Raw genomic sequence first — 23,061 nt, 5'->3', positions numbered from 1 at the left:
ACGGTTGCGGGACAGCTCCGGATTCACACCGGATTCCCCTGCAGTTGCGGTGCCAGCATCCCCAAGGTGACGTGGGTCAGTCGTGGGGATGCTGACGGGTTAAGAATACGCCCGTTTGGGGCGGCAGCAGCGTCCTGATTCGAATAGCTAGGCCCGTTGGCGATCAGCCGCGAACCTGCCAGGTGTCGTTTCCAGCCAGCAGGGTCGCCAAAGCGGCGTCGCGGGACTCCTGGTCAGTGGCGTCGCCAGCAGCCAGAGTGAGCTGGGCGCGAGCTTGGTCGTCATAGGTGGGGCGTTCCACGTCGCGGAAGATTCCGACCGGGGTCTGGCTGACGATGACACCATCATCGAGGTGGGCCAGCTCGAAAGCCAGTGATGGGTCTGCGCGGTGGGAATCGTGAACAAGTACGTGGTCCATGCCCACCTCAGCGACGTCAGCGACCGTCAACTCGCCGCTGACAGGGTCGCGTACCACCCCTCGGGTTCCGTCGGACCCGACCAGAACTGGCTGGCCGTCAACCAGACGGATGAGGTGCTGCTCTGCCTCCGGACCTTTGTAGTCGTCGAAAGCACCGTCGTTGAAGATCGAGCAGTTCTGATACATCTCGACAAAGGCAGTACCGCGATGTTTGGCGGCCGCAGTGAGTACCTGGGCGAGGTGCTTGCGGTCGGAGTCAACGGCGCGAGCCACAAAGGAGCACTCCGCGCCCAACGCCACGGCCAGTGGGTTGAACGGGGCGTCAATGGATCCCATCGGAGAGGACTTGGTGACCTTGCCAGCCTCAGAGGTGGGGGAGTACTGACCCTTCGTCAAACCGTAAATCCGGTTGTTAAACATGAGGATGGTCAGATTGACGTTGCGTCGCATGGCGTGGATGAGGTGGTTGCCGCCAATGGACAGGGCGTCACCGTCACCAGTAATGACGAAAACGGCTAGATCGGGTCGCGAGATCGCCACTCCCGTCGCGATGGCTGGGGCACGACCATGGATGGAGTGCATGCCGTAGGTATTCATGTAGTACGGGAATCGTGACGAGCAGCCGATACCCGAGATGACGACGGCGTTCTCCTTGGCGATACCCAGATCAGGCAGTACCCCCTGGAAGGTGGACAAGATCGCGTAGTCGCCACAGCCAGGGCACCAACGAACCTCTTGGTCAGAAACGAAGTCACGGCGCTTAAGCGGCTCAACGGCCAGCGGCACACCGGCAAGTCCGGCGGGACGATCCTCGGTGGTGATGTCAGTCATCTCAGGCCTCCTTGGTCTCGTCGTTGCAGTACTGGCACAGCTCTTCGCACAGATCCACCGGGGAGATCGGCAGTCCCCGCACCCGCGAAATCGTCTTAACGTCGACGAGGTACTTCGAGCGCAGCAGCATGGCGAACTGGCCGGTATTCATCTCAGGAACAACGACCCGACGGTAACGGTGCAGCACGTCTCCCAGGTCTTCTGGAAGCGGATTGAGGTAACGCACATGGGCTTGAGCGATGGACAAACCGCGAGCACGAACCCGACGCACCGCAGCAGTGATCGGACCATACGTGGAACCCCAGCCCAGCACCAGGACGTCGGCGTCTCCGGAGGGGTCGTCGACGACGGTCGGAGGAAGGGTCTTGGCAATCCCTTTGACCTTGGCGGCGCGGGTGGTGACCATCTCTTCGTGGTTCATGGGGTCATACGAGATGGCACCGGTACGAGCTGACTTCTCCAGACCGCCAATGCGATGTTCCAAGCCCTTGGTGCCCGGCAGTGCCCACGGACGAGCCAGGGTCTCCGGATCGCGATGGTACGGCATGAATTTCGGTGACCCGTCAGCAGCGGTCGAGTTGGGCGCGGTGGCAAAGCCTGGGTCAATGCGCGGAATCTCATTGAGATCGGGCACCTTCCACGGCTCCGCGCCATTACCAAGGTAACCGTCGGAGAGCATGATGACCGGGGTGCGATAGGTCACTGCGAGACGACAAGCCTCCAGAGCGGTGTCGAAGCAGTCTGACGGGGACTTGGCCGCGAGTACCACGACAGGAGACTCGCCGTTGCGTCCGAACATCGCCTGCAACAGGTCGGCCTGCTCGGGCTTGGTCGGCATGCCGGTAGACGGGCCGGCGCGCTGCACGTCGACGACGACCAGCGGCAACTCGGTCATGACTGCCAGGCCGATCGCTTCGGACTTGAGGCTCATACCAGGCCCCGAGGTCGTCGTCACTCCCAAGGAGCCGGAGAAGGAAGCGCCGATGGCGGAGCTGACGCCGGCGATCTCATCCTCAGCCTGGAAGGTGATGACGTTGTGGGCCTTGCGCTTGGACAACTCGTGCAGGATGTCGGAGGCCGGGGTGATGGGGTAGGAGCCGAGGAAAAGTTGCAGACCGGCGCGGTTGGCACCGGTGATGAGGCCGTAAGCGGTGGCGAGGTTGCCAGTAATCTGACGGTAGGTACCCTCCGGCATCGGGGCCGGAGCCACCTCGTATCGGACTCGGAATAGTTCGCAGGTCTCGCCATAGGCATGTCCGGCCTTGAGGGCGGCGATGTTGGCGTCGCGAATATCCGGCTTGGAAGCAAACTTACTGGTCAAGAATTTCTCGGAGGGGCCGAGCGGGCGTCCGTACAGCCAGGTCAGCAGACCCAGGGCGAACATATTCTTGGCTCGCTCAGAGTTCTTGCGGCCTAGGTCGAAGGGCTTGACGGCGGCCACCGCCAGACCGGTGAGGTCCAGCTCGACGACCTGGTAGGACTCCAGGGTGCCGTCGTTACGCGGGTCCTCGGCATACCCAACCTTCTTGAGGTTGCGTGCCGTGAACTCTGCGGAGTCAAGGATGATGAGACCGCCGCGACGAAGATCGCTGAGGTTGGCGGCCAAGGCTGCCGGGTTCATGGCCACCAGGACGTCGGGCTGGTCGCCCGGGGTGGCGATGTCGTAATTGGCGAAATGTACCTGGAAGCTCGACACACCGGGGACGGTGCCTTGAGGGGCACGAATCTCGGCGGGGAAGTTCGGCAGGGTCGACACGTCATTGCCGTGAACGGCCGACTCAGCGGTGAAGCGGTCACCGGTCAGCTGCATACCGTCGCCGGAGTCACCGGCGAATCGAATGACAACGCGGTCGAGGGACTGAACCTCTCGCTCGTCAGTGGTGGGATGTGCCGTGTCAGTGGAAGGCACTCTGACCTCTTTTCTTGTCGCGGGATTCCGCTGGGCGCGTCACGGGGCGGGGCGTATCACGGCGTGGCGGCAGACCGCACTCGCGATGCACGTCCGGCTGCATCGGAACCGGCTACTAACGCTATCATCCTCTGCAACCCGCCCAACGCGGCGATCGTGACGGCTGAGCGCCGCTCTAGCGCGTAGGTATTACTGAGCAGTATCGTCGATACGATAGTCCGGTGAAGTTCATCGACTGGTTTGCCGACGGGTCTGTGTACGTCGTCGACCTTGCTTTGGCCTGCTGTGGGGTCGAGAGCGGGGCAGCAGTGCCGTCTGCTGTCCCTGCGCTCCAAGACGCCCCTTCAGGTGCTCCGGTTGTCGCGGTGGTGTCGGGAACCATTTCGACGGTGTTGGCTCCCGTGGTGTGTTCGACCATTGAGACATTGCGCAAGGACCATCCTGTCGACGTCGTGGCTTTTGGGGCGTGCGCGTGTGCCGGCGGCCCCTACTGGGATTCAGTGGGAGTTGTCGACGGACTTTCCGCGGTCGGCGTCGAGGCCGATCATTGGATTTCCGGCTGTCCGCCCGCTCCCGACACCCTCACCAGTTTCTTGGCTGCTTCGCGGGAGGCGGCATGACGACTGTCGACGTTTCTGCTGACACCTGGCATGACGCAGTTGCCGAGACCGTGGCTAGCCACCCGTGGCTGGCCGATCTGACAGCCATCGATGGGGTAGGCGGGCATGACGACGACATCATCGTCGTGTGCCGGTGTGAAAGTCATGACGGGGATGACGTCACAGTCTCCACCCGGGTACCCCGTGAAGGCGGTCGCCTTGACTCAATCGTCGACGTCTTGGCTGGAGCCGCTTGGTATCAGCGCGAAATCCACGACTTCTTCGGGGTGACCTTCGTTGGTCCCGGAGCTGACAATCGCGCCCTCCTCGTTCACGGTGCCCCTAGGACGCCGCTGCGCAAGGAGGTCGTGCTGACTCAGCGAGCCGAAACGACCTGGCCCGGCGCGGCTGAGGCGGCCACTTCGACGTCAGCGAGTAGACGCCGCGCCCTGCCCGCTGGCGTTCCCGATCCTGAGACCTGGCGGCGACTCAAAGAAGGTGAGGACATCCCGGCTACCGAGATCGTCGAGGCCATGTCGGGACGGCGTCCTCGCTCGCGTGCCAGCCGAGTCGTCGGAACCACTCGGACCGCACCGGGGAGGCGATGATGAGGCATTGCGCAATTGACCTCGACGTCGACTCCTGCACCTCTTGTGTCATCTGTGCTCGGGCCTGCCCGACGTGGTGTATCACCATCGACGCCCATAACGAATCAGTGTTTGACGCTCGCCGCCCCCGTACCGTTGCTGTCCTCGACCAATTCACGATCGACTGGGGACTGTGTATGTACTGCGGGATGTGCATTGAGTCGTGCCCCTTCGACGCCCTGTCGTGGAGTGATGAGCGGGTGCCGGACGCTGCGACGAGAACGAACCTCGTCAGCGCGTGGAGATCGGATGGTGACCGGTGAAACAGCCGGTTGGCTGGCGTCGAGGTATCCACGTCAAGTGGTGTGCCTACCTGCGTGCGTGGCGGTCCCGGGCGGTCCTGGAGGGATTGGTCGCCACGATTCTCATCACGGCCGGATCTCTGACCCCGGCCTACCTGCCGCTGAATTCACCGTGGTGGTCTCGGCTCGATAAGGCCGGACTGGGTGGGTCAACCTGGCGTGTCGTCGGCACTCTGCTGGTCCTTGTCGGCGTCGGTCTGCTGGTGGATTCGTGGCTTCGGCTACGCCCGGGACGCGAACCTGAGGACGTCACGAAACCCGTCACCAAGCGTCGCCACTTCAAGGGGATACGTGCTGGCCTGCATCCGTGGGCGGTCCTGGGGGTTTGGGGGTTGCCTTTCCTGGTGGCACCACCCATTTTCAGTCACGACGCCTATTCTTACGCGGCACAGGGATGGCTGCTGGAAAACGGAATCAGCCCGTATGAGGGGTATCCGGGACTGCTGCCGGGTGCCTTCGCGGACCAGGTGGCTCAAGAATGGCGTTACACCAAAACCCCGTATGGCCCGCTGGCTCTGGTCGTGCAGCGTCTCATCGTCCATCTCACCGGTGACAACCCGTATTGGTCTGCGGTGTTCATGCGTATTCCAGCCCTTCTCGGCGTTATCGCCATCGGCCTGCTGATGTCGCGAGTGGCGCGCAAGGTCGGTCGTGATCCGCACTTCGCCGCTTGGTTCTCCATTCTCAACCCGATTCTGGTAGTTGACTTCATCGGAGGGGCTCACAATGACTCCCTCATGATGGGCCTGGCCGTCGTCGGGTTGTGGCTGGCCTGCATGACGAGCTGGTCGTGGCTGGTGGGGGCGGTGCTGGTGGGAGCAGCGGCAGCCGTCAAGCAACCGGCCTTCCTGGTCGCCGTGGCATTGCCGCTTATTCGTCATCCCATGAAGTCGTGGTATCCCCGTGACCTCTTTCCAGCCTTCGGACGCGCGGTGGGGTCGCTTGCGGTATCGGTGGCGGTGTTTGCTGGCATTTCTTGGGCGTCTGGTCTGGGATTCGGCTGGTATCACGCCGTCGATGTTCCCGGCATGGTGCTGACGGTCTCGCCGTTCACCCTCATAGGTATGGGGGTGCGTATCGTTCTCGGACTCTTCGGGGCTCACCAGGCGGTGGTGGCTGTCATCCCTATTGCTCAGGCCATCGGCGTGCTCGTCGGCGCGGCGCTCTTGGTCATCATGGCGATCCGGCTGTTGCCCCGCAAACCACTGTCCTTTTTGTCCTTGGGGTTTCTCGCCGTGGCGCTGTGCGCCCCCGCCCTGCACTCCTGGTACGTGTTGTGGGGGGTCCTTTTGCTGCCTTTGATCGACGAAGCGGCCCGGTACGTGCGTCCGGCTGTGTGGGCCACCGTCATCTTGCTGTCTTTCGACGCCGTTAACTTGTCGTGGCGTAATAGTTCAGTGGCTCTGGGCGTCGCGCTGGTGTTGGTATTGGCAGCCCGAATGGTCTGGCACGAACGCAGCCTGGGACAAAGGTGGACGCACAAAGATCTTCCTGTTCCGCACCGACATACGACTCCTGACCGGTCGTGATCGTCAATCGTCAGGTTAGCCTCGATCTGCATAGCCCCCTGACTCGTTGTGCAGCGTGAATCATTGCTGCGTCGCGATAAAACCCTTGTGAGGTGTGTGGCAGTGAGTCGGTGAGGTGGCAGGCTTGGGGCATGGATGAGGTGAAGATCAGCGGTACCGACAACGTGACGATCACCCTGGATCGTCCCCGAGCCATTAACTCGTTATCCGGCGAGATGTTGGCGGCCATCGGAAAGGCCGCCGAAGGGTCACCACGCAGCATTGACCTGTCGGGAGTAGGAGAACGCGGTTATTGCTCCGGAGCTGACATTCGTGAGCTCAGATCGCTGGCCCTAGAGGACCCGGAAGCAGCTGGCGATTGGCTGGATTTTGAGTACGACGTAGATACGGCGATAGCGGCGGTCCATTCCGGGACTGCTCATCTGCACGGCATATCCATGGGCGGTGGTCTGGGACTGGCACTGCGTCTCGAGCAGGTCGAGGCGCGCGAAGACCTCGTCTTGGCCATGCCAGAGACGGGTATTGGGCTGTGGCCCGACGTCGGTATGTCATTCGAGCTGTCCCGGGCTCCACGCCTTGTCGGACGTCACCTGGCTATGACGGGAGTCTCCATCGACGCAGCCTCGGCTTTGTGGGCAGGTTTGGTGGACGAGGTCGTAGATGCCGACGGTAACCCCGCTGACGTCGATCCAGTCGCCTGCCAGCTCGCTCGCGACGCGACCTGGATTCAGGAGTGCTACAACACTGACGATCCAGTCGAGGTGTGCCGTCGCTTGGCCGATCGCCCGGAGGAGGCGGCGCGAAAGACGGCTGAGCGCATTGCGACTCGCTGCCCACTGTCTGTCGCAGTCGCCCTGGCCGCTGTCATCAAGGCCGAGAATGCGTCAGGGCTAGCTGAGATCTTGGAGACTGATCGCGCCCTGGGGCGCTCCTTCATGCGCAACTCGGACTTTTGTGAAGGGGTGCGCGCTCAATTGGTGGACAAGGATCGTAACCCGCACTGGTCGCACAAGAGCTTGGCCGACGTTTCGGCCCGGCGAGTCGAGGAAATGTTCGACCCCTCCTGACTCACAGGTCGTAGTCGACGACGACGGCTGCGTGGTCAGAGGTGCGCTCCTGATAGGAAGGGTCACGGTCAATCTCGGCCGTGACTGCCTTCTTTGCCAGCTCCGGTGAGGCCAGGTGGTAGTCGATGCGCCAGCCGGCGTCATTGACGAAGGCTTTGCCACGCCAGCTCCACCAGGAATAGGGGCCGTCGACGTCCGGGTGCTTGGCGCGAACGACGTCGACGAGGGTGTCGGGGGAGAGGATGGTGTCGAACCACTCCCTCTCCTCGGGCAAGAACCCCTCGTTGCGCTGGTTGGACTTCCAGTTCTTGAGGTCAGCGTTCTCATGGGCGATGTTGAAGTCACCCATGACGAGGAAATGGCGTCCCTGAGCTGCACACACCTGTTGGCGAGCGGTCAGGTGGTTTCGGAATCCAGCGAGGAAGGCCATCTTGCGGCCCTGTTTCGCCATGGACTTCTCGTTGTTGGGGTCGGGAGTGGCTCCTTTGGGTAGGTACAGGCAGGCGACGGTGACGGGGGCGTCGGCTAGATCGGTCTCGACGTATCGTCCCTCCTCGGCGAAGGGCAGCAGCTCGGAGGGCAGCCCGTCGGTATTTCCGGTGCGGGCCTTGTCGAGATCGGGTGACTCGCCGGGAGTCATGACAAGGTGGGTTCCCCAAGATCGCACCTCGGTTGGCGCGGTTCGGGTCAGTAGGGCGACGCCGTTGCGTCCTGCCAGCGACCCCGGCGCCCAAGAGACGTGGTGATTCCCGAAAGCTCCTTCCGGAAGATCGGCGGGGCGGCAGCGCACCTCCTGTAGGCCGATCACGTCGCAGTCCCGATTCTCCATCCAGTCGGAGAATCCTCGTTTCAGTGCGGCTCGGATGCCGTTGATGTTGAAGCTGGCGATGCGCATGGGGGAGAGTCTGTCACACGGGCGCTGGACCGACGGTGGCTCCCGTCGGGGTTGCGCCAAGTTTGCGCCCCTGCGCTCGCCGAGCGCGGGTTGGAATCCATCGTTGTCAACCCCACCGAGGTGCTGCCGTAGCCGACATCAGCCAAATCTGCCAAAAGCTGCCCCGAAATCGCGATACCAACGTCATCGTGGCGGTTTTTTGGCAGATTTGGCTGAATGCTCCCGGTGTGTGAGCGTGGTGCCTCACTGTCAAATCCCCGCGTAGGGGTGGGCCTTGCCTCACAGGTTATTCCCCTCGAAACGTGGTGGTTAGCTGGTCGGCCTTGCCGTGGGTGCTGTAGTGATTGTGGCCTACCACAAGGGAACCTTGAGCTTCCATTCCCTCAATCAGATCAGCCATAGCTGGGACGAGATACTGTCGGTAACTACCCCCGAGGCCTCCCACACACGCTGTAACACCGGCCGGGCATCATAGGAGTACTCGCGCCTTCGTTGTACGCCGATCGATCACCGCGACCATGGTGACTGCTGGTCCAGGAGGCGGGCGTAGACGGCCACGTAACTGCTGGCGGGGCATGGTCCGGTTCCAGCCGGTCACTTCGACGACGTGGTAGAGGATCTGCGACTTTCCCTTCTTCGGCGCTGCCGCATACGCCTTAGCGTACTTCTTAGTGATCTCGTATCTAGCTGCCATCGACCCCTTCCTCAACATGTACACCCCATCGTCGCTGACCTGCCCTTCTTTTCGCGGGGAAAAGTATGCCTACGTACGCGGGGGCTTTATGGGAGTGTCGTTGCGGATTGGTCATGACGTCGGCATGCCTGCTAGTATCTTCGATCGCTGGTTCGCGCCAGCACGGCAGGTTGCCCGAGTGGCCAAAGGGAGCGGTCTGTAAAACCGTCGGTTCGCCTACGTTGGTTCGAATCCAACACCTGCCACGCAACCCCCGGATCGGATGGATTCGGGGGTTGGTTTCGCTAAGCCTGTATCGTCGACCGACCTGTCCGGTTGAGGAAGCAATCGAGGCGGGACGTTCCGAATTGCCTGAAACCCGGTCTCTACAACGGCTTTGATCTCGGGAATCAATGGATTCGGATCCTGACTTGCCAACGGTCGGAAGCTCGTGTAGCTTTCTCATTCGTTGCCCCTATAGCTCAGTAGGCAGAGCGTCTCCATGGTAAGGAGAAGGTCAGCAGTTCGATTCTGCTTGGGGGCTCTGAGTGTGAATCGGCCCCACTCGCCCGGTGGGCCGGGTCCCTAGGGGCGCCGAGGATCACATGGCGGGGTAGCTCAGGGGTAGAGCAAGCGGCTCATAATCGCTGTGTCGCGGGTTCGATTCCCGCCCCCGCTACCACAAACAAACCGGGGAAACTCGGGAGCGCACACTCCAGACGGCTCGAAAGTAGGAAAGATGGCCAAGAAGTCCGGCGACGTTCGCCCGAAGATCACGCTCGCCTGCACCGAGTGCAAGGAGCGCAACTACATCACCAAGAAGAATCGTCGCAATAACCCTGATCGTATGGAGCTTTCGAAGTTCTGCCCGCGTTGCCATAAGCACACTGCGCATCGCGAGACTCGCTGATTTCGGGGTTTCGATCTAAAACGTTGACGAGGGGCCGCCTGATGGTGGCTCCTCGTTGTTGTGTTCACATTCGTCGCGGGGGTCTGGGGTGGCCTCATCGCAGCCTTGGGATAGCCTGATAAGTATGCCGATCACTCCCGATGACGTCGGACGTACGTATCCGACAACAGACCCTTACCTCGTTACTGCGGAGAAGATCCGGGAGCTTGCCACCGCCCTGGGTGACACTGCTCCGGCCTACCGGGGTGATGACCCGATTGCACCGCCGACATTCGCCATGGTGCTGGCGTCGCGGGCGTGGGAGGCGTTATTTGACGATGAGCGGCTTGGTCTCCAGCTAGAGCACATGATTCACACCGACCAGTCCTTCAACTGGATTCGCCCGCTTCACAAGGGTGACGAGGTCACCTCGACGTTGACGATTACCTCGGTTCGTACCCGGGGGAACACTGACATCATCGGCATTGATGTGTCGCTGGATCACGTTAATGGCGAGCACCTGGGCAACGCCACCTCGACCCTGTGGCATACCCGTCCGGGAATTGACGCATGAGCGTCCATCTGACGGAAGGTCAGACATTCGGGCCGCGGACTATTGGCGTGACTCGGACCACCTTGGTCCGATACGCAGGTGCGTCCGGGGATTTCAATCCCATTCACCACAGCGACCGTGCGGCCCGCGAGGCCGGAATGGCCGGTGTCATTGCCCACGGCATGTGGACGATGGGGGCGGCCTTGGGTGCTGTCATTGCGTGGGTCGGCGGACCCGAGCACGTGATGTCCCAGCGAGCTCGGTTCACCCGACCGGTGTTGGTGCCTGACACTAAAGAGGGCACGTCCATTGAGGTTTCTGCCACAGTGCGCACGGTTGCCGACGGCACCGCGACCCTCGGAGTTGACGTTAGGTGCGGCGGACAGTCCGTACTCGGACGAGTTGAGGTCGTCGTCAGGCAGGAGGAGCAGTGAGTACCACCATCATCGGGCCGTATGAGGACGACGATCCCACCGAGGCCTGCAGCACCATCCATCACGAGGCGATTGGTACCACGACCACCCTGACTGGCGGGGATGACGTCCCACTCGCTCCATTGACGACGTTGCGGGTAGGCGGCCCGGCACGTCACCTCGTCATCGCGAAGACCAATGACGAGCTACTACAGACCGTCCGAGACTGTGATGGCCGTGGCGAGCCGTGCCTGGTGCTTGGCGGTGGGTCCAATGTTCTGGTGGGTGATGACGGATTCGACGGCACCGTGGTGCGCGTCGGGACCTCCGGATTGTCTGCAGAAGTTTCGTCATGTGGCGGTGCGCTGGTCACGGTTGCCGCCGGGCAGGTGTGGGATGAGTTCGTTGTCCACGCCATCGAGCAGGAGTGGATTGGTCCGGAGTTCCTCTCCGGTATTCCCGGCCTGGTTGGCTCGACTCCCATCCAGAATGTCGGCGCTTATGGTGTCGAGGTCTGTGAGTTCATCGCTCGGGTGCGCACCTGGGACCGGGTCGATGACACCCAGCGCACCTTTACCGCTGACCAGTGCGGTTTTGGATATCGCACCAGCCGGTTCAAGACCGAGCCGGACCGATATGTCGTCTTGGATGTCACAATGCAGTTCAACCTCGGTACCCGGTCGCTGCCGGTCCGCTATGCCGAGCTGGCGCGTCGTCTTGGGGTTGAGCCGGGTGAGAGGGTCGACACGTCCAAGGTCCGCCAGGCGGTGTTGAAGGTGCGCGGGGGTAAGGGGATGGTTCTCAATCCCGACGACCACGACTCCTGGAGTGCAGGGTCTTTCTTCACCAACCCTCTGGTCGCTTCCGAGGACGTCCCTGAGGGTGCTCCGGCCTTTCCCCAGCCTGACGGTCGAGTGAAGACGAGCGCCGCATGGTTGATCGACCACGCAGGGTTCGGTAAAGGGTTCAAGGTGTCCGAAGAATCTCCAGCGAGCTTGTCGACCAAACACGTGCTGGCCCTGACCAATCGGGGCGGTGCCAGCTCTGAGGACCTCATCGCTTTGGCACGTACCGTCATTGCCGGGGTTCGCGACGCATATGGCATCACATTGGTGCCCGAACCGCGTCTTGTCGGTTGTGCTGTCTGAGGCTGGCACAGATATCTAGGCCACCCAATTTCGTATCGTGGGGTTGCCTAGCGTCCAGGTGGGTGCAGGGGCCATCATTGGACTATGACGACTCCGTTGACCGACTTGTCCCACGATGATCTGTCCACCCTGCACGAGCAGTTGAGTAGCGAGCATGGCAAGCTCGTCGCTCGTGGTGTCTCGCTGAACATCACCCGCGGCAAGCCTTCTCCGGAACAGCTCGACCTCAATGCGGATCTGCTGAAGATTGATGTCCCCTCCCATGCCGAGGACGGTCAGGACGTTCGCAATTACGGCGGTAACCGCGGCCTCCCAGAGATTCGCCGTATCTTCGGTGACCTGCTGGGCGTCGACGTCGACCACATCATTGCCGCCGACAACTCCAGCTTGTCGATCATGCACGATCTGGCCATGTTCGCTTTCGTCCATGGCGTTGCTGGGGAAAAGCCGTGGTGTGGCCAGAACGTCAAGTTCATCGCTCCGGTGCCCGGCTACGACCGTCACTTCGCCATCTGTGAGCATCTGAGCATCGAGATGATTCCGGTGGAGCTGGGCGAGCACGGCCCCGACGTTGACGAGGTGGCCAAGTTGGCTGCCGACCCGTCGGTCAAGGGTATGTGGGTAGTGCCGATGTACGCTAACCCGAATGGTGTCGTCTATGACGAGCAGACCGTTCGCGCCTTGGTGTCCATGCCCGCCGCCCCCGATTTCCGTATCTGGTGGGACAACGCCTATGCCCTGCACCACCTCACCGACACCGAACCTGCGCCGCTGCCGGTGCTGCAGTGGGCTGAAGAGGCCGGTAACCCGGATCGTGTCTTCGAACTCGCTTCGACCTCCAAGATCACCTTCGCTGGTGACGGTGTCTCGTTCTTGGCCTCGTCCAAAGCTAACCTGGAGTGGTATCTGGGACACGCGGCGATTCGCTCGATTGGCCCTGACAAGGTCAACCAGCTGCGTCATGCGCAGTACTTGGGTGACGCTGAGGGCGTTCGTCAACTCATGCGCGCCCATCGCAAGATTCTCGCCCCGAAGTTCGCGCTGGTCGACGAGATTCTTACCAGTCGGCTCGGCGGTCGCGATGTCGCCACCTGGACCCACCCGAGCGGCGGTTATTTCATCACCCTTGACGTCATGGATGGCACAGCTTCTCGAGTGGTGTCCTTGGCCAAGGAAGCCGGTATCGCCTTGACTCCGGCCGGAGCGTCCCACCCGCTTCATCATGATCCGCACGATCGCACTATTCGGCTGGCTCCGTCATTCCCCGGTATGGATGAACTGAGGGAAGCCATGGAAGGTGTCTCGACCTGTGTCTTGCTGGCGGCCACGGAGAAGCTTCTGGCCGCCTGAGCTAGCCCTAAACCCCTTGTGGTGGCCCCGTACCCGGTCAAGAAAGGTATGGGGCCGGTGACACTGGGATCACGAGGCGGATGGGGTCGGTGATGCTGGCGAGGTGCATGGCAAGTAGGGGAATCTCGGGCAAGGTTTGCGGGCCTGATTCGACGCGAGACCGAATTCTCTCCTATACTCCCTGTGCTGGCGTTGCCACCCGGGCGACGCCGAAGGGCACTAGCTCAATTGGCAGAGCAGCGGTCTCCAAAACCGCAGGTTGGGGGTTCAAGTCCCTCGTGCCCTGCGAGACGCATGCGCGGGGCGAAACCCTGTTGCGTAGCCGTGGCGAAGTCCTGATCCACGGCACCAACCGTCAGGCAGGACCCGAAGGAACAGCGTGACCGACGAGAAGCGAAACCTCAGCGACGGAGAAGATCCTTCCGTCGAGGGCGAGCTGGCTCCGAGGGGAGAGGACCTCGCATCCCGGAACCTTCCGGAGGCTGAGGATTACGATGTCGTCGACCCCCAAGCCGAGGAGCTGACGACCCCCGACAAGACCGATCCGAAAGACGGGGGGATCGACGATCCCGAGCAGCTCCAGGAGGCCGAGAAGGCCGCCACATCAGCTCGCTCCAGCCGCCCGGTGCGCAAGAAGGACGCCGCCGGTAAGCCGGCTCGTCGCGGTATGCCGGAGCGTCAGGACTCCCAGGACAACTCTGACGAGAAGCCCGCCGATAAGCCGGATGGTCGTAAACCTAAGCGCAAGTTGACCAAGGCTCCCGTCCGCAAACAAGCCAGCAAGCAGAAGTCTGCTGAAGAGCGCAAACACCGCACCGGTCCGGTGACGTTTACCAAGCAGTCGGTTGCCGAGCTGCGCAAGGTTAAATGGCCTACCGGCGACGAGCTGGGCCAGTACTTCCTCGTCGTCCTCATTTTCGTTCTGCTCATCATCGCTTACGTCAGTGGCTTGGACGTCCTCTTCGGATGGATCATCATTAAGCTCTTTGGCAACTGACGATCACCTTGGAGAATTGACCTGTGACTGACAGCCCCCATTTCAGCGAGAACGACGACGTAGAGATCAACCTCGACGCGTTGACCCCCGACGAGACCGAGAAGAAGGACGAGGTCGAGATCGACCTTGGAGACCTCGGCGAGGAGGACTCCACCAAAGAACCGGAGATCAACCTCGACTTTGGTGACGACAAGTCCGAGGAAGCCTCGGATGACGACATCGCCCGGAACCTCGGTATCGGCCAGGCGGCAGACGACGAGGAGAAGTCCGAGGAGGACGAGCCAGCAGAGGTTGGCAATCAGGATGCCGTTGACGCCGCTATCGAGGAGCTGCGCGACGAACTGTCCTCGAAGTTTGGCGAGTGGTACGTGCTGCACACCTACTCCGGCATGGAGAACAAGGTGAAGCAGAACCTTGACGCCCGGGTGCAGAACTTCAACATGGAGGACTACATCTTTGAGACGGTCGTCCCCACCGAAGAGGTTGTGGAGATCCGTAACGGCACCCGCCGCACCATCACCAGGGTGTACCTGCCCGGTTACGTGCTGGTGCGTATGGACCTGACTGACGACTCGTGGGGCATTGTGCGACACACTCCGTCAGTGACCGGATTTGTCGGCCAGTCCGCTACCCCGATCCCGCTGACTTTCGACGAGGTCGTCAAGATGCTCACCCCGTCGGTGATCGCTAAGGTCAACCACCAGAATGCCGATAAGGCTCCCTCGCCCAAGGCCAAGCCCAAGGTTGAGGTTGCTGATTACGAAGTTGGTGAGTCGGTTCAGATCACCGATGGTCCATTTGCTGGAGTGCCGGCTCAGATCACTGAGATCAATACCAACAACCAGCGCGTCAAGGCCTTGGTCGAGATCCTCGGGCGTTCCACCCCGGTGGACCTGGAGTTCAACCAGATCGCGAAGATCTGACTGTGATTTTGGCGCCACCGGCCGAGTTGCTTAGACTTGGCCGGTGCGTCTGTGTCCGGACGCTCGTCACGCCGGACGCGCATTGACGGCATCAACCGATGTCGTCACCACCGAAAGAAGGACCCATCAATGCCTGCTAAGAAGAAAGTAGCGGCTCTTGTCAAGGTCGCTCTCCAGGCTGGACAGGCCACCCCGGCCCCGCCAGTTGGTACCGCTCTTGGTCCCCATGGTGTCAACATCATGGAGTTCTGCAAGGCCTACAACGCTCAGACCGAGGGACAGCGCGGAAACGTCGTCCCGGTTGAGATCACCATCTACGAGGACCGCAGCTTCAGCTTCGTCCTCAAGACCCCGCCGGCTGCCGAGCTCATCAAGAAGGCTGCCGGAATCAAGAAGGGCACCGAGAATCCGCTGACTCACAAGGTCGGCAAGATCAGCAAGGATCAGGTCCGCGAGATCGCCGAGACCAAGATGCCCGACCTCAATGCCAACGACGTCGAGGCCGCCATGAAGATCGTGGCCGGCACCGCCCGCTCGATGGGCGTCGAGGTCGAGGCCTGACAACCCACAGACAATTCTTGTGGAGGGGCACGCGCTGCCCTCACCACACCTGGTGAAAGGAACCAGATATGAAGCGCAGTAAGGCATATCGCGCGGCCGCTGAGAAGGTGAACTTCGACCAGCTCTACTCTCCTGAGGAGGCTCTGGCCCTAGTTGCTTCCGGTGCGTCGGCCAAGTTCGACGAGACTGTCGATGTGGCCATTCGTCTTGGCGTAGACCCCAAGAAGGCTGACCAGATGGTTCGCGGTACCGTCAACCTTCCCAACGGCACTGGCAAGACGGCAAGGGTCCTCGTCTTCGCCACCGGTGAGAAGGCCGAGGCTGCTCGCGCTGCGGGCGCCGACGAGGTCGGTGACGACGACCTCATTGCCAAGGTCCAGGGTGGATACTTGGACTTCGACTCCGTGGTTGCTACCCCGGACATGATGGGCAAGGTCGGCCGTCTGGGCCGCGTCCTCGGTCCGCGCGGCTTGATGCCAAACCCCAAGACCGGCACTGTCACCATGGATGTCGCCAAGGCTGTCTCCGACATCAAGGGTGGCAAGATCGAGTTCCGCACTGATCGTTACGCCAACCTCCACTTCCTCATCGGAAAGGTCTCCTTCGGGCCGGAGAAGCTGGTTGAGAACTACTACGCCGCTCTCGACGAAGTGCTGCGTCTCAAGCCGAATGCCACTAAGGGTCGTTACCTTCGCAAGGTGACCGTCTCCTCGACGATGGGTCCGGGCGTGCAGATTGATCCTGCCGCCGCTCGCGTCGAAGCGTGACCAACTGACTAACTGACGACGGCCTCCGCAGCCCCATGGTTGCGGGGGCCGTCTATTTGTGAAAGCTGCTTGGTCTCGAAAGCTGTCTGGTTGTAGGGCCGTCTGCCAATTTGGTCCCTCGCAGCTGGTCAGTTATATTTGTCGAGTTGCCGTAGACCGCTGGCCGGGATTTCCCGCCAAGCATTCGGAGTGACGAATGACCCGCGCAGGTGAACGTCGAGATTTTCTTGCCCCGTCGTGCGCCTGTGCACCGGGGCTTTCTTGTGTCCTCCCTACGGCTCCGGTGTTGACAGCTCAGCTGCCAGCATGACGTACGAGAAGTGGGAAGGAGACCCAATGGCTAGGCCTGACAAGGTCGCTGCGGTCGCCGAGCTGAAGGAGAAGTTTTCCTCGGCCGACGCCACCGTGCTGACCGAGTACCGCGGTCTCTCCGTGTCGGCGCTCAAGGACCTGCGCCGTTCACTGGGGAGTGACGCCACCTATGCCGTTGCGAAGAACACCCTCGCCCGCATTGCCGCCAAGGAGGCGGGTATCGAGGGACTTGACGATCAGCTCGTCGGCCCCACCGCCCTTGCCTTCATCAACGGTGACGTGGCCTCCGTGGCCAAGGGTTTGAAGAACTTCGCAAAGGACAACCCGCTCCTGGTCATCAAGGGCGGCGTGATGGACGGCAACGTCCTCGACGCCGACCAGGTCAAGAAGCTTGCCGATCTCGAGTCCCGTGAGGTCCTCCTCGCTAAGCTCGCCGGCGGCCTCAAGGCCAACCTCACGAAGGCCGCTGTGGTCTTCAATGCCCTGCCCTCCAAGGCCGCCCGTGGCTTTGGCGCTCTGCAGGATAAGGCTGCTGCCGATCCGTCTGTGATCGGTGGAGCTGGAGAGGCTTCTGACCAGGAGACCAAGACAACCGAGACCCCTGAGGCGTCCGCCGCCCAGGACAACACCAACGAGTGAAAGGACGCCCATCATGGCGAAGCTCAGCAACGAAGAGCTCCTTGACGCTTTCAAGGAGATGACCCTCATCGAGCTCTCTGAGTTCGTGAAGCAGTTTGAGGAGACCTTCGACGTCTCCGCCGCCGCTCCGGTGGCTGTCGCTGCTGCCGGTGCTCCGGCTGCCGGCGGCGAGGCTGCTGCCGCTGAGGAGGAGAAGGACGAGTTCGACGTCATCCTCGAGTCGGCTGGCGACAAGAAGATTCAGGTCATCAAGGAGGTTCGTGGCCTCACCAGCCTCGGCCTGAAGGATGCCAAGGATCTCGTCGAGAGCGCCCCGAAGGCCGTTCTCGAGAAGGCCAAGAAGGAGGACGCCGAGAAGGCCAAGGAGGCCCTCGAGGCTGCCGGTGCCACCGTCACCCTGAAGTGACGATCTGACTGGCTTATGGCGGGGTCTGCTCCCTACGGGGGCAGGCCCCGCCGTACACCCAGGTGATACCTCGATGTGCAGGATTTCGAGTGCGGGGTGACGACGATGACCACACCCAAGATCGTTTCGTGGGAAAGTGACCCGGTCGCTGTCATCGCAGGTGTCGAGTGGTTAGTAGGCGGATCGTGGATGTCCTCGACCCACCCGTGGGGTCGAGTCAGTATCGACCCCTACGACCTCGTTGTCATCAGCAACTGGGACGACTGGCGGGATGCCGACGGGGGCTACCTGGCGCATGGGGGAGTGCTCCTTGGCCCTGACGGAACATGGCTGGTTGCGTGGACTGACGACTGGTGTCGGCTTTTGCCCTCGGACGCACCTGCCTTGCCGTGGTGTGCCGTCGAACCGCCGACAACATCTGTGTTGCAGGCCTTGATACAAGCGGTTCCGTCAGAGTGGGACGGTACGCCCACTGATCCCGACCAGGTGGAAGGCGACCCGTCGGATATAGCCGCGAGCGATGACGAGTGGGTTGCTCATGTCATCGACCTGCCGGTACCCGCAGACCAGCCCCCTGCCACCATGACGGTTGCAGTACCGCGTAGCCCTTATAGGTTGATCGACGGCGGCGAAGAGGGTGCTGTCGTCATGCGCACGATGTTGGGACTCGCCAGTGTTGTCGTCGATGACGACTGGTGGAGTGCTGGCTGTATCCTTGCCGATCCCGGGCTGTCTCCAGTCGATGAAGAGTGCGTGGCGGCTTTCGCGTGGGGCGGTGTGAGCCTCGAGCGTCGACATCCTGGCCATCCTGCCATCTTCAATGGCGACTGCCCGGCGGTGACGTGGAGTGCTGAAGTGGGTGGGGAACTGGTGGCGCAGGTTATTGAGGTCCCCGGTGATTCTCCTCCGGTTATTCAGAGGATCGCAGCCCCGTGCGATCCTGCGGTTGCCTTCCTGAGGGCCGCCATGGACGACACCGATCGCAAACCTGTGGTTTTGGAACCCGGCCAAACCCGTATCATCACCGATGAGGGACTACTGAGGCGTACCCGGTCTCAGGCGCGGCCTCATCGCTCGATACACCATTTATCTCGTGACGGCACCCACATCGTCATCGTCGATCATGGGCCACTTCTGCCAACTCCGTCGTTGCCAATGGGTTCGCAGCACTCTACGCCGCAGGCGTCGGCATGTCCATGCAGCGCCACCCTCATTGAGAGTCGGCAGGGCGAGGAACCATCGCTGAGCACCTTGTGGTGGACGACGGGTGAGACGACCCTGCGGCGGGTTCCTTTTCTAGTCGGGAGCACGCCTGAAGGGTGGTGTCATTCGTTCATCCAGGAGGAGGTAGACCCTCTCGTTGAGCAACTGTGGCGGCAGTTGTGCTTGAGGTGAGCTGCGCGTCACGCTTGCCCGCAACAGCGGGTATGGGGCACAGTTAACCTGCGGCAGCACTTCATTTGTGTTCGCTTCCTGACTGGGGTATAGTTTTTTCTTGCACCATTGCCAGCGATCGCTCATGTTTGACATGGGCGGTTCGTCATGCCCTCAGACCGGCCGACGGGTCGGTTGTAGGAGTTCTCGGAAGGACCGCACATTGGCCGCCACGCGCACCGCGTCGAAGAACACCAACGCCATTTCGCCCCAGTCGGGACGAATCTCATTCGCTAAGATTCACGAGCCGTTGGAAGTTCCCAACCTCCTTGACCTGCAGGTTGAGTCGTTCAACTGGCTCGTCGGCAACGAGATATGGCAATCCCATGTGGACGCCGCCCTTGCAGAGGGGCGCACAGATATCAATACCAAGTCCGGCCTCGAGGAGATCTTTGAGGAGATTTCCCCGATTGAGGATTATTCCCAGACGATGTCCCTGTCTTTCCGGGATCATCGCTTTGAAGAGCCTAAGCACAGCGTTGACGAGTGCAAGGATCGTGACACGACGTACGCGGCCCCGCTGTTCGTGACCGCAGAGTTCATGAACAACGAGACCGAGGAGATCAAGTCGCAGACGGTCTTTATCGGTGATTTCCCGTTGATGACCTCGAAGGGCACCTTCATCATCAATGGCACTGAGCGTATCGTCGTCTCCCAGCTGGTGCGCTCTCCGGGCGTTTACTTTGAACAGACCGCCGACAAGACCTCCGACAAGGACATCTTCACCTGCAAGGTGATTCCGTCGCGTGGCGCTTGGCTTGAGTTTGAGATCGACAAGCGTGACACCGTTGGCGTCCGTCTCGATCGGAAGCGCAAGCAGAACGTCACTGTCTTCCTGAAGGCTCTCGGCTGGACCGCCGATCGTATCCTTGAGGAGTTCGGGGAGCACGAGTCGATTCGGCAGACCCTCGAGAAGGATCACGGGGTCGAGACCCACGACCAGGCTCTGCTGGACATTTACAAGAAGCTGCGCCCGGGCGAGCCGCCGTCCCGCGATGCTGCTCAGCAGCTGCTGGAGAACTACTACTTCAACCCGAAGCGCTACGACTTGGCCAAAGTCGGTCGTTACAAGATCAACAAGAAGCTCGGTCTGTCGCTGCCATTCGACCAGCAAGTGCTGACGATCGACGACATCGTTGCAGCGATTCACTACGTGTGCGCACTGCACGAGGGCATTGAGACGTTGCCACGTGAAGGCCGTGACGACATCGTCGTGGAATCTGACGACATCGACCACTTTGGGAACCGTCGTCTGCGCACCGTTGGTGAACTCATCCAGAACCAGCTGCGTACTGGTCTTGGTCGTATGGAGCGCGTCGTGCGGGATCGCATGACCACCCAGGACATTGAGGCCATCACCCCGCAGACCCTGATTAACATTCGCCCAGTGACGGCAGCGATCAAGGAGTTCTTCGGAACGTCCCAGCTGTCGCAGTTCATGGACCAGAACAATCCGCTGGCCGAGATGACCCACAAGCGTCGTCTGTCGGCCCTGGGTCCTGGCGGCCTGTCCCGCGATCGGGCCGGCATGGAGGTCCGAGACGTTCACCCGTCGCACTACGGTCGGATGTGCCCGATTGAGACCCCTGAGGGTCCGAACATCGGACTGATTGGTTCGTTGGCCTCCTTTGCTCGAGTCAACGCCTTCGGCTTTATCGAGACTCCCTACCGCAAGGTCATCAACGGGCAGGTCACCGACGAGGTCGTCTACCTGACTGCTGACGAAGAGGACCGTCACATCATCGCTCAGGCCAACGCCAAGGTCGATGATGATGGTCACTTCGTTAACGACCGAGTGCTGGTGCGAAAGCGCCACGGCGAGGCTGACGAGGTACCGAACGCCGAGGTCGACTACATGGACGTCTCCCCACGCCAGATGGTGTCGGTGGCGTCTGCCCTGATCCCCTTCCTCGAGCACGACGACGCGTCCCGAGCCCTGATGGGTGCGAATATGCAGCGTCAGGCCGTACCCCTGATTCGCACCGAGGCTCCGTTCGTCGGAACCGGCATGGAGTACCGCTGTGCGGTTGACGTCGGTGACGTTACCCTCGCTGAGAAGGCCGGGTCGGTCCTGTCGGTGAGCGCTGACCTTATTGACATCGCCTGTGACGACGGTACCTACCAGACCTACAAGCTGGAGAAGTTCCGTCGTTCCAATGCCGGTACCTGCATTAACCAGCGTCCACTGGTCAAAGTTGGCCAGCGCGTCGAGGTTGGCACTCCGCTGGCTGACGGCCCGTCGACCGACAGGGGCGAGCTTGCCCTCGGTCGCAATATGCTGGCTGCCTTCATGCCGTGGCAGGGTCTCAACTACGAGGACGCCATCATCTTGTCCCAGCGAATCGTCTCTGACGACGTCCTGACCTCGATCCACATCGAGGAGCACGAGGTCGACGCCCGAGACACCAAGCTGGGTGCTGAGGAGATCACCCGGGATATCCCGAATGTCTCCGAGGACATGCTGGCTAACTTGGACGAGAACGGCATTGTGCGCATTGGCGCCGAAGTCGGCACTGGCGACATTCTCGTCGGCAAGGTCACCCCGAAGGGAGAGACCGAGCTGACCCCGGAGGAGCGTCTGCTGCGCGCCATCTTCGGAGAAAAGGCACGCGAAGTTCGTGACACCTCCCTCAAGGTTCCTCACGGCGAAGAGGGCACCGTTATTGGGGTGCGTATCTTCGACGCGGAGAACGGTGACGAGTTGGCACCTGGCGTCAACCAGATGGTTCGCGTCTACGTTGCTCAGAAGCGCAAGATCTCTGTTGGTGACAAGCTGGCCGGACGCCACGGTAACAAGGGCGTCATCTCGAAGATCCTCCCGGTCGAGGACATGCCGTTCCTGCCTGATGGCACCCCAGTTGACATCATCCTCAACCCGCTGGGCGTGCCTTCCCGAATGAACGTGGGTCAGGTGCTCGAAATGCACCTGGGATGGATCGCCCACTCAGGTTGGGACATCACCCAGGCCGAGGGCGACTGGGCTGAGCGGTTACGCGAGGTCGGTCTTGTCGACATCCCCGAGGAATCCCGTCTAGCCACTCCGGTCTTCGACGGTGCCACCGAGGAGGAGATCACCGGTCTGCTGAAGTACGGCCACCCGACCCGCGACGGGGACATGCTGGTCGACGCTGACGGTAAGGCCACCCTTTTCGATGGTCGTACCGGCGAGCCTTTCCCGTCGAAGGTGGGTGTGGGCTATATGTACATGCTGAAGCTGCACCACCTGGTCGACGACAAGATTCATGCCCGTTCCACCGGCCCGTACTCGATGATTACCCAGCAGCCTCTCGGCGGTAAGGCTCAGTTTGGTGGTCAGCGATTCGGCGAGATGGAGGTGTGGGCGATGGAAGCCTACGGTGCCGCTTGGGCACTGCAGGAGTTGCTCACCATCAAGTCCGATGACGTTCCGGGCCGTGTCAAGGTTTACGAAGCGATCGTCAAGGGCGAGAACATCCCGGAGCCGGGTATCCCTGAGTCGTTCAAGGTGCTCGTCAAGGAGATGAAGTCGCTGTGCCTAAACGTTGAGGTGCTCAACTCGGAGGGCCAGGAGATCGACCTGCGTACCTCTGAGGAGGACACCCGGTCTGGTCTCGGTATTGACATCGGGCGTCGTCCCGGTGCTGACAACGCCATGGCCGACTGATCTAGCCAAATATGCCGGGGCGATGCCCTCGCCCCGGCCCCCTGAACACAGTCCGTTTGACGGGGGTGGGGACGGGCCCGGACAACCCGACCCACATAGACACCCCGACTGGAACCCCTCCTGACGAGGAGGGGCTACCACCCACCCGAGTGGGGG

Annotated in this window: 22 protein-coding genes, 4 tRNA genes and 1 riboswitch; of the genes, 22 read left to right on the top strand and 4 right to left on the bottom strand. The window is 61.4% G+C overall.

Going from position 1 to position 23,061, the window contains the following annotated elements:
• Window positions 1-78: riboswitch (cobalamin riboswitch) on the bottom strand. This riboswitch is flagged as partial in the annotation.
• An 85-nt stretch (window positions 79-163) separates the two neighbouring features.
• Window positions 164-1,249 (bottom strand): 2-oxoacid:ferredoxin oxidoreductase subunit beta, encoded by a 1,086-nt coding sequence (locus Q4B98_RS10485; RefSeq protein WP_303197267.1) that lies wholly within the window; start codon window positions 1,247-1,249, stop codon window positions 164-166.
• Between the two features lies 1 nt (window position 1,250).
• Window positions 1,251-3,158 (bottom strand): 2-oxoacid:acceptor oxidoreductase subunit alpha, encoded by a 1,908-nt coding sequence (locus tag Q4B98_RS10480; protein ID WP_303197266.1) that lies wholly within the window; start codon window positions 3,156-3,158, stop codon window positions 1,251-1,253.
• A gap of 221 nt (window positions 3,159-3,379) precedes the next feature.
• Between Q4B98_RS10480 and Q4B98_RS10475 the strand changes: the two genes are divergently transcribed.
• From Q4B98_RS10475 to Q4B98_RS10455, 5 genes are all read left to right on the top strand, one after another.
• The gene (locus tag Q4B98_RS10475) at window positions 3,380-3,778 is read left to right on the top strand and encodes a proton-conducting membrane transporter (protein WP_303197265.1); all 399 of its coding nucleotides are present in this window, start codon (window positions 3,380-3,382) and stop codon (window positions 3,776-3,778) included.
• Window positions 3,775-4,365 carry an NADH-quinone oxidoreductase subunit C gene (locus Q4B98_RS10470; RefSeq protein WP_303197263.1) on the top strand — a complete coding sequence of 197 codons (591 nt, stop codon included), beginning with the start codon at window positions 3,775-3,777 and terminating at the stop codon, window positions 4,363-4,365. Before Q4B98_RS10475 ends, Q4B98_RS10470 begins: the two co-directional genes overlap by 4 nt.
• Window positions 4,365-4,667 (top strand): 4Fe-4S binding protein, encoded by a 303-nt coding sequence (locus Q4B98_RS10465; RefSeq protein ID WP_303197262.1) that lies wholly within the window; start codon window positions 4,365-4,367, stop codon window positions 4,665-4,667. Before Q4B98_RS10470 ends, Q4B98_RS10465 begins: the two co-directional genes overlap by 1 nt.
• Entirely contained in the window at window positions 4,664-6,235 is a 1,572-nt protein-coding gene (mptB, locus tag Q4B98_RS10460) for a polyprenol phosphomannose-dependent alpha 1,6 mannosyltransferase MptB (RefSeq protein ID WP_303197261.1), read from the top strand. Before Q4B98_RS10465 ends, mptB begins: the two co-directional genes overlap by 4 nt.
• 131 nt (window positions 6,236-6,366) lie before the next feature.
• Window positions 6,367-7,302 (top strand): enoyl-CoA hydratase/isomerase family protein, encoded by a 936-nt coding sequence (locus Q4B98_RS10455; RefSeq protein WP_303197260.1) that lies wholly within the window; start codon window positions 6,367-6,369, stop codon window positions 7,300-7,302.
• Window position 7,303: 1 nt separating this feature from the next.
• Here the strand turns inward: Q4B98_RS10455 and Q4B98_RS10450 are convergent, their stop codons facing one another.
• Together Q4B98_RS10450 and Q4B98_RS10445 are read right to left on the bottom strand one after the other, a co-directional pair.
• The gene (locus Q4B98_RS10450) at window positions 7,304-8,197 is read right to left on the bottom strand and encodes an exodeoxyribonuclease III (RefSeq protein WP_303197259.1); all 894 of its coding nucleotides are present in this window, start codon (window positions 8,195-8,197) and stop codon (window positions 7,304-7,306) included.
• 469 nt (window positions 8,198-8,666) lie between these two features.
• Window positions 8,667-8,891 (bottom strand): hypothetical protein, encoded by a 225-nt coding sequence (locus Q4B98_RS10445; RefSeq protein WP_303197258.1) that lies wholly within the window; start codon window positions 8,889-8,891, stop codon window positions 8,667-8,669.
• A gap of 164 nt (window positions 8,892-9,055) precedes the next feature.
• Here Q4B98_RS10445 and Q4B98_RS10440 point away from each other — a divergent pair.
• From Q4B98_RS10440 to Q4B98_RS10360, 17 genes are all read left to right on the top strand, one after another.
• Window positions 9,056-9,136, top strand: a tRNA-Tyr gene (locus tag Q4B98_RS10440).
• A 205-nt stretch (window positions 9,137-9,341) separates the two neighbouring features.
• A tRNA-Thr gene (locus tag Q4B98_RS10435) sits at window positions 9,342-9,414 on the top strand.
• A gap of 63 nt (window positions 9,415-9,477) precedes the next feature.
• Window positions 9,478-9,552 (top strand) — tRNA-Met (locus Q4B98_RS10430).
• A gap of 57 nt (window positions 9,553-9,609) precedes the next feature.
• Window positions 9,610-9,780: a 50S ribosomal protein L33 gene (gene rpmG / locus Q4B98_RS10425; protein WP_303197257.1), complete on the top strand. Its 171-nt coding sequence runs from the start codon at window positions 9,610-9,612 to the stop codon at window positions 9,778-9,780.
• A 124-nt stretch (window positions 9,781-9,904) separates the two neighbouring features.
• A complete protein-coding gene (locus Q4B98_RS10420; RefSeq protein WP_303197255.1) occupies window positions 9,905-10,333 on the top strand; it encodes a MaoC family dehydratase N-terminal domain-containing protein in 429 nt (142 codons plus the stop codon).
• Window positions 10,330-10,746: a MaoC/PaaZ C-terminal domain-containing protein gene (locus tag Q4B98_RS10415; RefSeq protein WP_303197254.1), complete on the top strand. Its 417-nt coding sequence runs from the start codon at window positions 10,330-10,332 to the stop codon at window positions 10,744-10,746. The genes Q4B98_RS10420 and Q4B98_RS10415 overlap by 4 nt, the downstream gene beginning before the upstream one ends.
• Window positions 10,743-11,873: a UDP-N-acetylmuramate dehydrogenase gene (locus Q4B98_RS10410; protein WP_303197253.1), complete on the top strand. Its 1,131-nt coding sequence runs from the start codon at window positions 10,743-10,745 to the stop codon at window positions 11,871-11,873. Before Q4B98_RS10415 ends, Q4B98_RS10410 begins: the two co-directional genes overlap by 4 nt.
• A gap of 84 nt (window positions 11,874-11,957) precedes the next feature.
• On the top strand, window positions 11,958-13,223 hold the full coding sequence (locus Q4B98_RS10405) for an aminotransferase class I/II-fold pyridoxal phosphate-dependent enzyme (protein WP_303197252.1): 1,266 nt from the start codon (window positions 11,958-11,960) through the stop codon (window positions 13,221-13,223).
• Between the two features lie 213 nt (window positions 13,224-13,436).
• Window positions 13,437-13,509: transfer RNA gene (locus Q4B98_RS10400), tRNA-Trp, on the top strand.
• 93 nt (window positions 13,510-13,602) lie between these two features.
• Window positions 13,603-14,220 carry a preprotein translocase subunit SecE gene (secE, locus tag Q4B98_RS10395; RefSeq protein WP_303197251.1) on the top strand — a complete coding sequence of 206 codons (618 nt, stop codon included), beginning with the start codon at window positions 13,603-13,605 and terminating at the stop codon, window positions 14,218-14,220.
• Window positions 14,221-14,243: 23 nt separating this feature from the next.
• Window positions 14,244-15,143, top strand: coding sequence for a transcription termination/antitermination protein NusG (nusG, locus tag Q4B98_RS10390; RefSeq protein ID WP_303197250.1), 900 nt, complete (start codon window positions 14,244-14,246; stop codon window positions 15,141-15,143).
• A gap of 129 nt (window positions 15,144-15,272) precedes the next feature.
• Entirely contained in the window at window positions 15,273-15,704 is a 432-nt protein-coding gene (rplK, locus tag Q4B98_RS10385; protein ID WP_154563946.1) for a 50S ribosomal protein L11, read from the top strand.
• 68 nt (window positions 15,705-15,772) lie between these two features.
• A complete protein-coding gene (gene rplA / locus Q4B98_RS10380; RefSeq protein WP_303197249.1) occupies window positions 15,773-16,471 on the top strand; it encodes a 50S ribosomal protein L1 in 699 nt (232 codons plus the stop codon).
• A 336-nt stretch (window positions 16,472-16,807) separates the two neighbouring features.
• Window positions 16,808-17,422, top strand: coding sequence for a 50S ribosomal protein L10 (rplJ, locus tag Q4B98_RS10375; RefSeq protein WP_303197248.1), 615 nt, complete (start codon window positions 16,808-16,810; stop codon window positions 17,420-17,422).
• Window positions 17,423-17,435: 13 nt separating this feature from the next.
• Entirely contained in the window at window positions 17,436-17,828 is a 393-nt protein-coding gene (gene rplL, locus Q4B98_RS10370) for a 50S ribosomal protein L7/L12 (protein ID WP_303197247.1), read from the top strand.
• Between the two features lie 105 nt (window positions 17,829-17,933).
• Window positions 17,934-19,223 carry a hypothetical protein gene (locus Q4B98_RS10365; RefSeq protein WP_303197246.1) on the top strand — a complete coding sequence of 430 codons (1,290 nt, stop codon included), beginning with the start codon at window positions 17,934-17,936 and terminating at the stop codon, window positions 19,221-19,223.
• A 202-nt stretch (window positions 19,224-19,425) separates the two neighbouring features.
• Window positions 19,426-22,905: a DNA-directed RNA polymerase subunit beta gene (locus Q4B98_RS10360; RefSeq protein ID WP_303197245.1), complete on the top strand. Its 3,480-nt coding sequence runs from the start codon at window positions 19,426-19,428 to the stop codon at window positions 22,903-22,905.
• The last annotated feature ends 156 nt before the right edge of the window (window positions 22,906-23,061 follow it).

This window comes from Cutibacterium sp. (assembly GCF_030525615.1).
Taxonomy (GTDB): Bacteria; Actinomycetota; Actinomycetes; order Propionibacteriales; family Propionibacteriaceae; genus Cutibacterium.
The sequence above is the reverse complement of the archived record's forward strand: the minus strand, read 5'-3'. Positions and strand labels throughout refer to the sequence as shown.